The organism is Xanthomonas sp. NCPPB 2864, assembly GCF_056675615.1.
In genome coordinates this window covers 763,599-777,428 of the sequence record NZ_JBWWVS010000001.1, presented here as the reverse complement: position 1 = coordinate 777,428, position 13,830 = coordinate 763,599, and the positions used below count along the sequence as shown (strand labels likewise).

At 66.6% G+C, this 13,830-nt stretch carries 13 protein-coding genes; 2 read left to right on the top strand and 11 right to left on the bottom strand.

What is annotated here, in order from left to right:
* The first annotated feature begins 330 nt into the window (after positions 1-330).
* Entirely contained in the window at positions 331-987 is a 657-nt protein-coding gene (locus tag AC1KVE_RS03275; RefSeq protein ID WP_039815122.1) for an HNH endonuclease, read from the top strand.
* Positions 988-1,354: 367 nt separating this feature from the next.
* Complete coding sequence (gene dxs, locus AC1KVE_RS03270) at positions 1,355-3,271, top strand: 1-deoxy-D-xylulose-5-phosphate synthase (RefSeq protein ID WP_160954491.1); 1,917 nt, start codon at positions 1,355-1,357, stop codon at positions 3,269-3,271.
* 136 nt (positions 3,272-3,407) lie between these two features.
* Here the strand turns inward: dxs and AC1KVE_RS03265 are convergent, their stop codons facing one another.
* The 11 genes from AC1KVE_RS03265 to AC1KVE_RS03215 form a co-directional block, all read right to left on the bottom strand.
* Positions 3,408-4,664: a glycosyltransferase gene (locus tag AC1KVE_RS03265; RefSeq protein WP_481091921.1), complete on the bottom strand. Its 1,257-nt coding sequence runs from the start codon at positions 4,662-4,664 to the stop codon at positions 3,408-3,410.
* Positions 4,654-5,265: a hypothetical protein gene (locus tag AC1KVE_RS03260; RefSeq protein ID WP_481091922.1), complete on the bottom strand. Its 612-nt coding sequence runs from the start codon at positions 5,263-5,265 to the stop codon at positions 4,654-4,656. The genes AC1KVE_RS03265 and AC1KVE_RS03260 overlap by 11 nt, the downstream gene beginning before the upstream one ends.
* Positions 5,243-6,397, bottom strand: coding sequence for a glycosyltransferase (locus AC1KVE_RS03255; RefSeq protein WP_481091923.1), 1,155 nt, complete (start codon positions 6,395-6,397; stop codon positions 5,243-5,245). The genes AC1KVE_RS03260 and AC1KVE_RS03255 overlap by 23 nt, the downstream gene beginning before the upstream one ends.
* On the bottom strand, positions 6,388-7,347 hold the full coding sequence (locus tag AC1KVE_RS03250) for an NAD-dependent epimerase/dehydratase family protein (RefSeq protein WP_481091924.1): 960 nt from the start codon (positions 7,345-7,347) through the stop codon (positions 6,388-6,390). Before AC1KVE_RS03250 ends, AC1KVE_RS03255 begins: the two co-directional genes overlap by 10 nt.
* Positions 7,344-8,192, bottom strand: coding sequence for an MBL fold metallo-hydrolase (locus AC1KVE_RS03245; protein WP_481092054.1), 849 nt, complete (start codon positions 8,190-8,192; stop codon positions 7,344-7,346). The genes AC1KVE_RS03250 and AC1KVE_RS03245 overlap by 4 nt, the downstream gene beginning before the upstream one ends.
* 32 nt (positions 8,193-8,224) lie before the next feature.
* Positions 8,225-9,256 (bottom strand): 3-oxoacyl-[acyl-carrier-protein] synthase III C-terminal domain-containing protein, encoded by a 1,032-nt coding sequence (locus tag AC1KVE_RS03240; protein WP_481091925.1) that lies wholly within the window; start codon positions 9,254-9,256, stop codon positions 8,225-8,227.
* Between the two features lie 135 nt (positions 9,257-9,391).
* The gene (locus tag AC1KVE_RS03235) at positions 9,392-10,411 is read right to left on the bottom strand and encodes a TraB/GumN family protein (RefSeq protein WP_481091926.1); all 1,020 of its coding nucleotides are present in this window, start codon (positions 10,409-10,411) and stop codon (positions 9,392-9,394) included.
* A 92-nt stretch (positions 10,412-10,503) separates the two neighbouring features.
* On the bottom strand, positions 10,504-10,965 hold the full coding sequence (locus AC1KVE_RS03230; RefSeq protein WP_481091927.1) for a cupin domain-containing protein: 462 nt from the start codon (positions 10,963-10,965) through the stop codon (positions 10,504-10,506).
* Positions 10,966-11,000: 35 nt separating this feature from the next.
* Entirely contained in the window at positions 11,001-11,795 is a 795-nt protein-coding gene (locus AC1KVE_RS03225; protein ID WP_046343222.1) for a WecB/TagA/CpsF family glycosyltransferase, read from the bottom strand.
* Positions 11,796-11,799: 4 nt separating this feature from the next.
* Complete coding sequence (locus tag AC1KVE_RS03220) at positions 11,800-12,594, bottom strand: polysaccharide pyruvyl transferase family protein (protein ID WP_039522111.1); 795 nt, start codon at positions 12,592-12,594, stop codon at positions 11,800-11,802.
* A 36-nt stretch (positions 12,595-12,630) separates the two neighbouring features.
* Positions 12,631-13,830, bottom strand: coding sequence for a GumK N-terminal domain-containing glycosyltransferase (locus tag AC1KVE_RS03215; RefSeq protein ID WP_039522113.1), 1,200 nt, complete (start codon positions 13,828-13,830; stop codon positions 12,631-12,633).

Here is a 13,830-nt window from a genome sequence, read left to right as displayed (position 1 = left end):
CGTCGTAGGAGCGGACCTGGCCGCGACGAGGCAGTACCGATCGGCAAAACCTCGCGCCCGGGTGCGCGCCTACGGCAACATCCCTGGATTCCGCCGCGGTCGTAGCAGCGGACCTGGCCGCGACGAGGCAGTACCGACCGGCAGGACGTCGCGCCCGGGTGCGCTCCTACACGGCTAAGCAAGGCCTGCAAGGCGTCAGAACATGGTTGCGCAGCGCGGCGGCCGGGGTGGCTGCGCGGAGACGTGCCGACCGATGATTGCAAGACGCGCACCAAAGCCATTCGCTGCGATACACAAACTGTCAACGATCGGGTATAAGCTGTTTTCCCGATGGAGACAGACACGCACGCAGGTGATGTGATCTTCCCCGGAGGCTCTTCTGCTCCGGTCGCGGGCAGCGCTGTCGCTGCGATCCAGCAACTTCCCACCTTGCGCCTGCTGTCGCTCGATGCGCATGGCCGCGTGCTGGACTGGATCAATTGGCAGGACGCCGCCTGTCTGTACGCACGCGATGCGGTGTCCTGGACGCTGGGCGAGCCCTGCATGCAGATCCATGGCGGCATCTCGCGCCTGACCGGCGAGCGCAGCGTGCTGGAACTGCATCCCATCATCGCCGCACGCGGGCACGCGCGTTCGCGTGCGCTGGACCCGACGCCGACCCTCAGCAACACCGCCCTGTTCGCGCGCGACGCGCAGCTGTGCATGTATTGCGGCCAGCACTTCAGTCGCCCGCAGCTGACCCGCGATCACGTCATGCCGGTGTCCAAGGGCGGCCGCGACAGCTGGGAAAACGTGGTCACCGCCTGCTTCCAGTGCAACTCGCGCAAGGCCAACCGGACGCCACAGCAGGCGCATATGCCGTTGCTGGCCGTGCCGTACCGGCCGAGCTGGATCGAACATCTGATCCTGTCCAACCGCAACATCCTCTCCGACCAGATGGCGTTCCTGCGCGCGCAGTTGCCCAAGCGCTCGAAACTGTCGCTGTAGTCCGCCATACCGGCTCGGCGTGATGTTGCGAGCGCCAAATACGACCGTTGGCAATGGCCGATCGAGAGAAAGGCATCATCGACGGTGTCGAGCGATCGGCTCACGACGGCGCATTGCCTCGCATGGCCTCGTACCCGTCCTCCCCTGGGCACCGGCTTCATCCGCGAGCCATACAACGGCCAGGCAACCCTGACCTATCCCAGGCCGCTGACCCAGGTGCGGCAGATTGCCGCAGCCCTGGAAACCCGGCGCGCCCGCCTGCGCTGCCAGCGCGCTCGGCCATCACTTCCCGCTGACAGCTGAACCGGTTTGCTTGCCGGGCCTTCGCATGGGGAGGACAATACGGCTTCAGAACATTGACACGATGATGATCGACTCCACCCGCTATCCGCGCCTGTCCCGCATCCAGACCCCCGACGATCTGCGCACTTTCGACGAGGCCGATCTGACCGCGATCGCCGAAGAGCTGCGCGCCTACCTCATCGAATCGGTGGGCAAGAGCGGCGGGCATTTCGCGGCCGGGCTGGGCGTGATCGAGCTCACCGTCGCCCTGCACTACCTGTATCAGACCCCGGTCGATCAGCTGGTGTGGGATGTGGGCCATCAGACCTATCCGCACAAGATCCTCACCGGCCGCCGCGACCAGATCCACACGGTCAAGCAAAAGGACGGCGTGGCGCCGTTCCCCAAGCGCGAAGAGAGCGTCTACGACACCTTCGGCGTCGGGCATTCCTCGACTTCGATCTCGGCCGCGCTGGGCATGGCGATCGCCGCGCAGCGCAGCGGCGACGAGCGCAAGGTGGTGGCGGTGATCGGCGACGGCGCGATGACCGCCGGCATGGTCTACGAGGCGCTCAACCACGCCGGCGGCATGGACCCGGAGCCGAACCTGCTGGTGATCCTCAACGACAACCGCATGTCGATCTCCGAAGCGGTCGGCGGGCTGACCAAGATGCTGGGGCGTGCCAGCGGCAGCCGCACCCTCAACGCCATCCGCGAGGGCGGCAAGAAAATCCTCGGCGACAAGAAGAACAATCCCACCGCGCGCTTCGTGCGGCGCTGGGAAGAACACTGGAAGGGCATGTTCGTGCCGTCCACGCTGTTCGAGGAAATGGGCTTCCACTACACCGGCCCGATCGACGGCCACGACCTGCCCGGCCTGGTCGGCGCACTGAAGACCCTGAAGACGCTCAAGGGCCCGCAGTTGCTGCACGTGATCACCACCAAGGGCAAGGGCTACGAGCTGGCCGAAGGCGACCAGATCGGTTATCACGCCGTGGGCCCGTTCGATCCGAGCAAGGGCCTGGTCGCCAAGGCCGGCGCCAAGAAGCCGACCTATACCGATGTCTTCAGCGACTGGGTCTGCGACATGGCCGCGGCCGAACCCAGGCTGCTGGTGATCACCCCGGCGATGCGCGAGGGCTCGGGCCTGGTGCGTTTCAGCAAGGAATACCCGCAGCGCTATTTCGACGTGGCGATCGCCGAGCAACACGCGGTGACGCTGGCTGCCGGCATGGCGACCCAGGGCGCCAAACCGGTGGTGGCGATCTACTCCACCTTCCTGCAGCGCGGCTACGACCAGCTGGTGCACGACGTGGCGGTGCAGAAGCTCGACGTGCTGTTCGCGATCGACCGCGGCGGCGTGGTCGGCCCGGATGGCGCCACCCACGCCGGCAACCTGGACCTGAGCTTCCTGCGCTGCGTCCCGCACATGGTGGTGATGGCGCCGGCCGACGAGGCCGAATGCCGTCAGATGCTCACCACCGGCGTGCATTACGAAGGCCCGGCGGCAGTGCGTTACCCGCGCGGCACCGGCCCGGGCAGCGCACTCGATGCATCGCTCACCAGCCTGCCGATCGGCAAGGCGCAGCTGCGTCACAGCGGCACACGCATCGCCCTGCTGGGTTTCGGCGCCAGCGTGGATGCCGCAGAAGCGGTCGGCCGCGAACTCGGCCTGACCGTGGTCAACATGCGCTTTGTCAAACCGCTCGATAAGGCCATGCTGCTGGAGCTGGCCAAGAGCCACGAAGGCTTCGTCACCATCGAAGACAACGTCGTTGCCGGCGGCGCCGGCTCGGGCGTGGCCGAGTTGCTCAACGCCGAAGCGGTCACCATGCCGATGCTGCACCTGGGCCTGCCGGACAGCTTCCAGCATCACGCCAGCCGCGAAGACCTGCTGGCCGAGGCCGGCATCGACCAGGCAGGCATCCGCGCTGCGGTGCTCAAGCGCTGGCCGCAGCTGATGGCAGGCAAGCCGCCCGCGTTGAATGCCGCTGCAGGCTGAGGCCTGCGCGGGTCACACACGGCGGCAGTTGCGGCAGGCGGGTGCAAAACCGCCTGCCTGTGTCGGCAATGACGGATGCCGCGTGCTGATGCCGATGTAATGACCCGCAACACGACCGATCCCGCGCGATGACGCACTAGACCTGCGGCACCGCCCCGGTACGCGCAAACGCCTCCACCAGCCGCAGGATGCGCGCCTGCGCATCGATGCCGTGCAGCTCTGCCTGCAATCTGCGCACGCCCGCCGGCAGCTCGGTGGCGGCAAGTGCTTCGCGCAACAGCGCAGGCAGGCCGTCCAGCTCGCGCAGCCACCACGACGCACCTGCGCGCTGCAGGCGCGCGGCATGGTCGAACTGATCGTAATCCAGCGGGTAGACGATCGACGGCAAGCCCGCGGCCAGGCAGGCATACAGGATGCCGGCACCGCCGTGGTGGACCACTAGGTCGTAGCGATGCAGCTGCTGCGCGTAGTCCACGTACGGCAGGCGCTGGTAGTTGCCGTGCGTCTGCGCTGGCGGCGCGGCGGTATCGCCATCGCTGAAGTGGAAGATCACCTGCGGAAACTGCAGCGCCACCGCACGCAGCACCTGGTCCATCCGCTGCTTGATCCATTGCAGATGGGTGCCCAGCGTCACCAGCACATGCCGACGACCGGGGACGAACTGCGGCGGCGCAACCGCCGCTGGCGGCGTGCACAGCTGCGGCCCGACGAAGCGCACCGCCGCCGGCCAGCGCCGTGCCAACTCGAACGACGGCAGACCCAAGGCCAGGATGCAGTGCGGCGAATACACCGCCTCGCTGCGATCGCTGCGATAGATCGCCGGCAATCCGGATGCGCGCATCTGACGGCGGTAACACAGGTGCAGACTCCGTTTGAAGCCACGCGTCAGCCGCCGCGCCATCGCCTGCCAGATCCGCTGCGCTGCCGTGGATGGCGGAAGCAGGCCGCCGAAATACGCCGGAGGCCCGTCGCCGGTTTCGATCACGCATGGCGACGGCATGCTGGTCCACCAGGCGATCCCCATCGCCTGTGCTGCCAGCCCCGCGCTGGGCAAGGTGAAATCGGCGATCACCAGGTCCGGCCTCCGCTCGCGCCAGCGCTGCCGTACCGCATCGCCCACGCGCGCCATCAGGCCAAGCGCGCTGTGCAACTGTCGGCGCAGCCGCAAGGGATTGTGGCCTACCGCATGCGGTGGATTGGCGATATCGAGCAGGCGCCGATCCGCTTGCGCATCCAGCACGCTGACCGCGCTCAGTCCGCATGCACGGATGCGCGCCAGTGCCTCCGGCGTGCTGATGACCTGGACATCGTGATGTGGCGCCAGCTGCCGGGCGATCGCCAGGATCGGATGCAGATGCCCGCTATACGGCGGCGCAATCAGATCAATGCGCATGTTCCCTCCCCTGCACTGCCTGCTCGACCTGCGCGATGAAGGCCTGGCACTCGGCCAGCACTGTCGCATCGCGCAGATAGTGCAGATGCCCGCAGGCAGGCGTCAGATCGGGCGCACCGGCGAACAGCGCGCGCGAGATCCAGTCGCCGCTGCCCTGGACGACGCGCAGCTGCCCGAACGTGCCAGGCGTATTGCACACCGGGCCATAGGCGAACACCGCAAGCCGCGTGCGCAGCGCCTGCGGCAGCCGTAAGGCTGTCAGCAGCTGCAGGCCACAACTGCCGGCCAGCAGTACCGTCGTCGGCGCCTGCTCCAGCAGCGCCACCACGCGCATGCGATCTGCATCGGCAACGCGTGCGGCGCGCGCGGCCAGATACTGGCGCGCGTTGGACACGCTGGCACGCCACAGCGGCATGTGCCGGTAAGTTGGACTAGCGGAGCGATACGGATAATTGCAGTCGATCAGCCGCCGGCCCGGGCCTTGCAGCTGCTGCAGAAAATGCTGCTGTTGCATGCTCAATGCGCAACTCTCCGGATCGCTTTGCCCGGTGAGGAAAGCGATCTGCAGGCTGGCGCCGTCAGTCCGCACGGAAACGCCCATCCGGCAACACGCGATAACGCCGGGTGCGCCAGCGGATCGTGCGCACCAGCGCCGCATGCAGCAGATGCAGCGGCTGCAGGCACTCCGCAACGACCGACAGCAGCGGACGGTGGCGCACCGCACCGCTCACCCGCCATTGCACCAGGCACAGCAGCAGCGCACGCAGCAGCACGGTGCCCAGCACCCAGGCCAGCGCCGGCCAGCTCGCCTGCACGCAGGCACAGGCCAGCAAGGCCAGCAGCAGCAACGGCGGCAGCCCCTGTAGCACGCCGATCGCCGAACGCACGCCCACGCTCTGCCGACGCAGCAGGAGCGACGCGAACAGCATCCATCGATGCATCTGGCGTGCGTAGCTGGCCAGATCCGGCATCGCGGTGCGCATCGCCACCGGCGCGACGGATTGGCGGAGTCGCCCGCCGCGCTCACGCACCAAGGTGGCAACGGCCAGATCGTCGGTGAGCTGCTGCAGTAACGCAGCAAACCCGCCCCAGGCACGCAGTTGCTCGGTACGCGCGGCATAGCACATGCCGTTGATGGTCAGCGGCGCGGCGAACGGCAGCCAGCCCAGATAGGTCAGTGCCGCATTGTTGTTGACGAATTGCGACAGCAGCCGGCCTGGCAGCGTGGCGCTGTCCTGGTAGTACGGCAACGCGGTGACCATATCGGCGTCGGTCAGATCCTGCAGCAGGCGCGCGAGCGCGCTGGCGCTCAGCTGTGCATCGTCGTCGAGGACCAGGCTGATCGGCGCGCGCACATGCGCCAGCGCGTGCTCGAGCTTCCAGGCCTTGGGGTTGATCCCGGCTGGCGCGGCCGGCACCCGCATGCGCTGGATGCGTGTATGCGGATGCAGCGCGACCAAGGCGTCGGCAACGCTATTTCCCGGGATGTCGTCTGCATCCAGCAACCAGACAAACTGCGCATCCGGCAGCGCTTGCAGGTTGGCCGCAAGCACCTGCTGCAAATGCGCATCGCCCCCCAGCACCGGCTGCAGGATCGCCACCTCGGCCAGGGTTGCGCTGGCGCCCCCCGCTGGCAGTGCGCGTGCACCACGCAGCACCCACAGCACTGCAGCCGTCTTGACCATCAGCACCGCCAGGTAGGCAGCTGCCACTGTCGGAACGACTACGCCCACTGCGCCGCCTGCCAACGCACGAATGCCTCGATGCCTTGCTCCAGACTGACGCTGGGCGGCCCGAGATCGGCGAGCGTGCGGCGTGGGTCGAAGGTCTTGGAGTAGGCAAATGCACCCACGCCGAAGCGCGTGATCGGCGGCTCGCCGCGCAGGCGCAGCACGCGATACGCCGCTTCCACCACGCTGGCCATGCGCAGTGCGGTAGCGATGCGCACCTCGCGTCGCGGCAGCGGCAGCTGCAGGCGCGTGAGCAGGTCCAACAGCAACTGCTGCAGATCCACCGGCTGCGCATTGGTGAGGTTGTAGGCCGGCTGCAACTGCGGCGCGGTCGCAGCGCGATAGAGGTAATCGCACAGCGTATCGATGTAGATCAGGTCGCCGATCACCGGCTGCGTCTGGCCGACGAAGCGTGGCAGCGCACCCTTGCGCGCAGCGGCGATCACGCGCGGGAACAGCACCGTGTCTCCCGGCCCGAACACCGCACGCGGGCGCAGCACGGATTTGTCGCCCGGATACTGCTCCAGCAGCGTTTCGCCAAGGTATTTGGTCTGCGCGTAGGTGTTGACGAACGCCGGCCCGATCGGGCTGTCCTCGCTGAGGTCGTATTGATGCTCCTCGCGATAGAACACCGAACTGGACGACACATACAGCAGACGCGGGCAGCCATGGCGCTTGCAGAAGTCGATGACGTTGGCAGTGGCCTGGACGTTGTGCAACTGGAACTGCGCGCGCGTGCCCCACGGCGAGGCCAATGCCGCAGCGTGGATCACCACATCCGGCTGCCACTGCAACGAGAACGGCTGGCTCAGATCGATACGATGGTAGTTGGGCAGCTCGCTGGCGCGGCGCCCGATGCCGTGGATCTCCACACCCGGCCGCCCCTGGAAACGTCGCAGGAAGGAACCACCGACAAAGCCGGATGCCCCGGTCACGAGAATACGCAGGCTCATCGCCACTCCGGTTGATAACGGTCAAGGCTGGGTTGGCAGTGCGACGGCAGGATGGCCAACTCCGGGTGTGCATGCGACAGCGCATGCAGCTGCTGCACGGTGCGCCGGAACGCGCGCCAATCGTGCATCAACAAACGTGTGGGCCAGGCAGGCCACTGCAGTGCAGACCAGGTCGCCGACGACCACACCGCGTCGGCGCACAGCAACACCTCGCGGTCGTGTTGATCGCGCAACCACAGGCCCATCTGCCCGGGCACGTGCCCGGGCAACGGCACGGCCAGCACGCTGCCGTCCTCGAACAGATCGTAGGCCGCGCCCAGCCCTTGCCAGGCGCCGGTCAACGCACGCAACGGCGCCTGCTCGGCAAACTGCAGGCGCCGATCGAAATCCTCGGGCAATAGCTGCGGCAACAAGGCATGCCGCAGGCCGCCGAGGCGCGAACAACCGCGCAGCTGTTGATAGTCGGCACGCAGGCACAGGAAGCGCGCGTTGGGCAGATCGCGCAGACCGCCGACATGATCGGCATGGAAGTGCGAAATCAGGCACCAGGCGATCTCCTCCAGCTGCACGCCACGGCGTGCCAGCTGTGCGCCCAGCGTTTCGTGCGCGGGCAGGTGCACCGGCGTGGTCCAGCGATACAGGCGCTCGGGCCAGGGATCGGTCGCGCGGAAAAAATGCTCGGCATACCCGGTGTCGTACAACAGCGCGCCGCGCTGCGGATGCCGGATCAGTACGCTCAACGCGGGGAATTCCACGGCATGCCAGTGGCCGTCCGCACGCACCATGCGCTCGCAGTGGCGGCAATGGCCGATGCGCAGCAACTCGAGCGACACGCGCGGCGGCATCAGGGCGCGACCTGGTCGGAACATGCCATGCCCTAGTACCGCAACACCATGCCGCCGATCGCCAGCCCGGCACCGGTGCCGAGCAGCGCAACCAGATCGCCACGCTGCATGCGCTGTTCGATCCGGGCGTGATGCAAGGCATGCGGCAGCGAGGCGGCGACCTGGTTGCCGGAGGTCTGCAGGATGCGAATCACCTGATCGGGGCGCAGCCCCAGCGCCTGTACCACATGATCCAGGCCGCCACCGGAGGCCTGGTGCGGGACCAGGCAGCGCAACGCTGCCGTGGTGGTGCCGGCCTCGCCCAGCAACCGCTCCCAGAACGCAGGCAGATGGCGCGCCGCGAACCGGTAGGCGCCGCGCCCATCCATGCTGAAGCTGCGCAAGGCCTCGGACGACTGTTCTTCGCCGCGTGGATAGCGGGTGCCGCCGCCGCGAATGCGGCACAGCTCCGCGCCATCGCCGTAACTGGACAGGCGGCTGGACAGCAGTGCCGAGCCGTCATCGGCGGCGCTGCGCCCCACGACCACCGCGGCCGCGCCATCGCCAAACAGGCCGGCGGTGGCCGGCGTCGATGCATCCAGCCCGCCCGATGCCACCTCGCTGGAAACGATCAACACGCACCGGTAGCGCCCGAGCGCCAACGCGTTCGCGGCCATGTCCAGCGCCACCAGAAAGCTCAGGCAGGTCGCATTGACGTCGAAGGCCGGAATACCCGAATCGCCCAGCCCGAGCGCGCGCTGGATCAGCACCGCCTGGCAGGGAATCGGCTGCTCCATGACGCTGCAGGCCGAGATCAGGCAATCGATCTGACCGGGGTCGATGCCCGCGCTTGCCAGCGCCTGGGTCGCCGCCGCCGCACCCATCGACGAAGCCGTCTCGCCCTCGCCCACGTAATGGCGCGTGGCCACTCCCGAGCGCGCCAAGGTGGTGCCTGCCGGCAGCTGCCAGCGTTGATCCAGCTGTTGCGAGGTCACCTCCGTGGCGGGGACATGGCGCCCGGTGCCCAGAATGCGCAGCGGCAATGCGTTCAACACGGAGGTCTCGTTGGACAAGGCGCGCAGCATACCGTGGCTGGCGTGGGCCGAGCCGATCGATCGCCGAAGCGCGCAATGCGCATCGCCTGCCTGCGAGGACGGCGATCGGTCAGTCGATTGCCACCTCGTTCCAGACCACAACCGCCGGGCAGTCGTGCCGACGTGTCAGGGCGCTTCCACCGCGTATCCCAGCGCCTGCAAGCGCGCCAGATAGCCATCGGCTGCGGTCAGTCGGCTGATCGGCAGCACCGCGAAGGTGCTGCGATTGCGTTGCAGCGCGGTGGTGGCGATGCTCAGCCAGTGCTCGCGCATGCGCCGTTCCAGATCGTCGATGCCGCGCTTCCTGGCGGCGCCGGAACTGGCCAGGGCGCTCATGCAGGCGGCCTGGGGATCCTCGCGTGGCAACTGGCGCAGTGCCTCGATATCGCCCACCGACCAGGCGTTGGCGCGCTCGACCATCGTGGGCAGGTCGCGCTCGACGGTGACCAGGATGCTGCGGAAGCACGCGGTATCGTCCATGCCACCGGCGCGGAACTCCTTGATGGCCTGGCGCGGGTCGGCGATCTTGTAATCCAGCGCGGTGGGGGTCGGCTTGATCCCGGCGCGCTTGGCGGCACGCTCCACCACCGACCAGATCACCGGCGAGCGCGCCAGGCCGGAGCGTTTGATCGCCGCCTGATACAACTCGCCGGCGGCAAGCATCGGGCGCTTGCGCTCCACCCCACGGTCGCTGCCGAGATAGCGTGCCTTGGCAACCGACCAGCGCGCATACAGATCGGCCGGCAGCAGCTCGCGCAGTTCGCGGCCGTCCTCGTTCTTCATCGCCTTCATCGCCGAGGGCAACAGGGTCAGTTTGCCGAAGAACCCCATGTCCGCATCGATCTGGACGGTCGGGGCCATCAGCACCTGCTGCGATTGGCCGATGATCGTTTCCACCTCGGCCGACTGCCACTGCAGCCGCTTCGGCAGCGGCGACACGGTGCCCAGGATCCACAGCACATGATCGCCCTTGCTGACCTTCCACAGGCCTGGGCCGGGCTGCACGCCGCGCACCACCATCGCTTCCAGATCGACCACGGCCGGCGGCGATGGCGCGGCCGGCGGCGGCGGCGTGCCATCGCTGGCCGACGCCAGCAACGATACCAGCATCATTCCCACGCCCCACCCCGCCCGCTGGCCTCGCATCACGTCTCGCCCCCTGTGTGAGAACGCGGACACTACGCCAAGCCGGCCATGGCCGCGTTAGGGAAATGTTCGCCGCCGCAGCCGCGGATGGCTCAGCGTGGATCCAGGCTGGCCAGGTGCGCAGCCAGTGGCGAGCCGCCGTCGAGCAATGCGAATCCTTCCCAGACGAATCCGGGCGAGACCGTGCAGCCCACCAGGGTGAAATCGCCAAGCGACCGCGCCGCCTGCCAGCACCCTGCCGGCACCACGTGCATCGGCTCACCGCGCTCGGCGGCATCCAGGATCAGGCGTTGCAGCTGTCCGCTGGCCTCGTCGTAGATCGATAGCTCCAGCGCATCGCCCTGCTGCCAATGCCAGCTTTCTTCCGCATCGACGCGATGCCAGGCGCTGCATTCGCCGGCAGCGAGCAGGAAGCGGATGGCGGTCAACGCCGGGCGCGGTTGACCGCCCTCGCTCACCTGGCGCGCGGACGCGTACACGCGACGGAAATGCCCGCCCTCGGGATGCGGAGCGAGTTCGAGCGAATGGATCAAGCTGGCGGCGGTCGGATGCATGCCTACATGCTAAGCCAGCCAACGCCGCGCATGCATCACGGCAGGTGCTTGCCCGCACGCAGGCAGGTGCGGAAGAACACCAGCAGATCCCAGCTATAGCGCTTGAGCAAACGACGCGGCTCGTTGAGCAGCCGGTACATCCATTCCATATGCACGCGCCGTACCCAATCCGGCGCACGCTTGGCGGTGCCGGACAGGAAATCCAGCAACGCGCCGACCCCGAACACCAGCGGCACGTTCAAGGCATGGCTGTGATCGAGGATCCAGCGCTCCTGCAGCGGGTTGCCGAAGGCCACCAGCAGCACATCGGCGCCCGAGCGATTGATGCGCTCGGCCAGGCCCTCGCCGGCGGCGGCAAATTCGCCGTAGCCGTCGCACATGCCGACCACCTGCTGGCCCAGGGTTCCAGTCAAGGTCGCGGCAGCGGTCTTGCCCACGCCCGGACGACCACCGAGCAGGAAGAACTTGAGCGGCTGCGCGGCCTCGCGACACAGATACGGAATCAGGTCGGTGCCATTGAGGTTGCCGGCAAAGCGGCGGCCATGGATCAGGCGCGCTGCCAGATCCATGCCGATGCCGTCATTGACGATGCGCACGCTGGGCTCGCGCATGCGCAGCCGCAGTGCCTGGCATTGCACGATGAAATTGGTGTTGGCAAAAAACACCCGGCGTGGTTGCCGGGCGGCCAATGCGTGAAACAATTCCAGTGCAAACGCTTCCTGCGTGGTGGAGAGCACCGGAAATCCGCCGAGCGGAATCACCACGCCCTGCGGCATCGCCGTGTTGGCGGTTGCTGTCGTCTCCGTATCCACCTGCCGGCCGTGCATCATCGAATCACCAAAGGTCGTAAGGAAACGCGGCCAGCAGCCCGGCCTGCAGTTTCTCCAGGTCAAAATCGCCGTTACCGCCAAGCTTCAGGCACTCTTCCACGCTGTTGCCCGAGTGCCACTGCATGCGTCCGGTGCCGTTGTAGTAGTCGTCGTACTTGAAACGATCCTCGCCGTTGCCCCAATCCAGGTACACCGCCGGAATCCCGTACGCTTCGGCAAGAATCAGCCCGTGCAGCGAACTGCTGATCACCAACTCGGCGCCCAGCAACGCACTCATGAAGGTTGCAGGTTTGACGTTGGGAAATACCAGATGGTCCGCGTACGCGCTGTACTTCTCGACCGGCTCGTTGAAATGCGGAACGATAGCGAAGGGGCGCTTGTTCGCCGTTCCCAGCGCATCGGCGGGGAAAAACATCGGTGTCAGCAGACCGGGGTCGCCATAGACTTCCGGTACCGCGATCCCGCGGTCGAGCAGGAACTGACGCGTCTTCGGACCACGTACTGCACGCACATCGAGCGTGCTGAAGGTATTTCGCTCGGCGGGAATCTTGCCGTTGATGCCGCTGCCCCAGACGGTGTCGCCGTCCTTGGCAAAATGCAGCACCGACCCGATGGCGATCAGCTTCTTGCTGAGATCACGCTTCTCGATCAGCGTCTTGTCCTGCAAGGAGAGCACACAGGACACAATCACCTTGGACAGATGATCGCCCATGTTGACGCCAGCGTTCTTCGGCTGCCACCAGAACAAGGCACGGCGTTCCGCATGTTCGATCCATTTCTGCAGCAAAGCATTGGCCATAACGAGCAGTCTCCTTCTAAAGTTGGGTGCGCTGCATCAGTGCGAGAGCGCGGCCTCCGAAGAAGCACGCACCGCTGCGCCATCTTGCTGCGGGTACAAACGGGTTTCCGGATACGCACCTGGATTCAGTACGCGGTCGGTGGTGTCGGACCAATTCAGGCATTGGCGGTAACGCACGCGCGGTGCTTCCAGCGCGCGACTGATCGCCGCAATGACCGACTCACCGTTGCCGGGAGTGTAGCCGAAACGCGATTGATACGGCCCCACGACGGCATTCGGACACACCGCAGGCAGGCCGAAGAAATCGTATTGCAGCAACTTCATCGAACTATCGGCCAGATACACCGGCACCTGCTCGGATGCGTACGGCGCGATCCCGAAACGGGCGTGCTTGATGTAGCCGATGGTCTCGGCGTGCTTCATCTCGCCATAGACGATCACGTTGTCGCCATAGCCGGGATGCCGGCCCATGCCCGAGCCGATCACATGGAACGTGACCTGCGGGAACGCCTTGCTGGCAACCACGAAGAAGTCCGGATCGAACAACATCGAGCCCACCGCGACCGCATGGATGCCCTCGCCGTACGGCGACGGGTCGCCCAGCTGATCCAGGTTGTGATCCACACCGTGACCGACGTGATACACATTGTCGCGGCTTGCCACTTCCTCCGCCATTGCCGGCGACACCAATGCGATCACATCCAGCGTCGGTGCAACCCGATCGAACTCGCGCTCGATATAGGACGCGACATTGATCGTGCTCAGGCCGTCGGAAGCGCGATAGACCAGCTTCGCTGCCGGATTGACGCGCTTGGCCAGCTCGATGAAGGCCACCGCGATACCGCTTTCGAACACGATCACGTCCGCCTCGCGCATCCAGTCCAGCAGCTGACGTGGCGGATGCGCGGCATACCAGCGGAACATCGCATCTTCGACAGAACGCAGCCAGGCGCGGCGCGTGTTGAACGGATGCACCGTCGTGCGCCACAGATAGCACTCCACGCCCTTGTGCGACACCACGGTATTCGCGGTGTCGTCCAGCGGCAGCCGCATGTCGCCCTTCATGCGCGATAGCCGGCTATAGCGCAGCGAGAAAAACCGCGTGGTGCCGCGCAGCGCGAGTTGATCGGTGATGAAGTGGATATTCGCACGCCGTGGCGTGCGGTAATCGTGGGCGGACAGGACCAGATAGCAAGGCCGGCGAATGCCGGAAGCGGCGGCGGGTGTATCGCTCAT

Coding starts and splice junctions, on each gene's coding strand:
- AC1KVE_RS03275 (WP_039815122.1), top strand. CDS start 331: ATGGAGACAGACACGCACGCAGGTGATGTGATCTTCCCCGGAGGCTCT.
- dxs (WP_160954491.1), top strand. CDS start 1,355: ATGATCGACTCCACCCGCTATCCGCGCCTGTCCCGCATCCAGACCCCC.
- AC1KVE_RS03265 (WP_481091921.1), bottom strand. CDS start 4,664: ATGCGCATTGATCTGATTGCGCCGCCGTATAGCGGGCATCTGCATCCG.
- AC1KVE_RS03260 (WP_481091922.1), bottom strand. CDS start 5,265: ATGGGCGTTTCCGTGCGGACTGACGGCGCCAGCCTGCAGATCGCTTTC.
- AC1KVE_RS03250 (WP_481091924.1), bottom strand. CDS start 7,347: ATGAGCCTGCGTATTCTCGTGACCGGGGCATCCGGCTTTGTCGGTGGT.
- AC1KVE_RS03245 (WP_481092054.1), bottom strand. CDS start 8,192: ATGCCGCCGCGCGTGTCGCTCGAGTTGCTGCGCATCGGCCATTGCCGC.
- AC1KVE_RS03240 (WP_481091925.1), bottom strand. CDS start 9,256: ATGCTGCGCGCCTTGTCCAACGAGACCTCCGTGTTGAACGCATTGCCG.
- AC1KVE_RS03235 (WP_481091926.1), bottom strand. CDS start 10,411: ATGCGAGGCCAGCGGGCGGGGTGGGGCGTGGGAATGATGCTGGTATCG.
- AC1KVE_RS03230 (WP_481091927.1), bottom strand. CDS start 10,965: ATGCATCCGACCGCCGCCAGCTTGATCCATTCGCTCGAACTCGCTCCG.
- AC1KVE_RS03225 (WP_046343222.1), bottom strand. CDS start 11,795: ATGATGCACGGCCGGCAGGTGGATACGGAGACGACAGCAACCGCCAAC.
- AC1KVE_RS03220 (WP_039522111.1), bottom strand. CDS start 12,594: ATGGCCAATGCTTTGCTGCAGAAATGGATCGAACATGCGGAACGCCGT.
- AC1KVE_RS03215 (WP_039522113.1), bottom strand. CDS start 13,830: ATGAGCGATACACCCGCCGCCGCTTCCGGCATTCGCCGGCCTTGCTAT.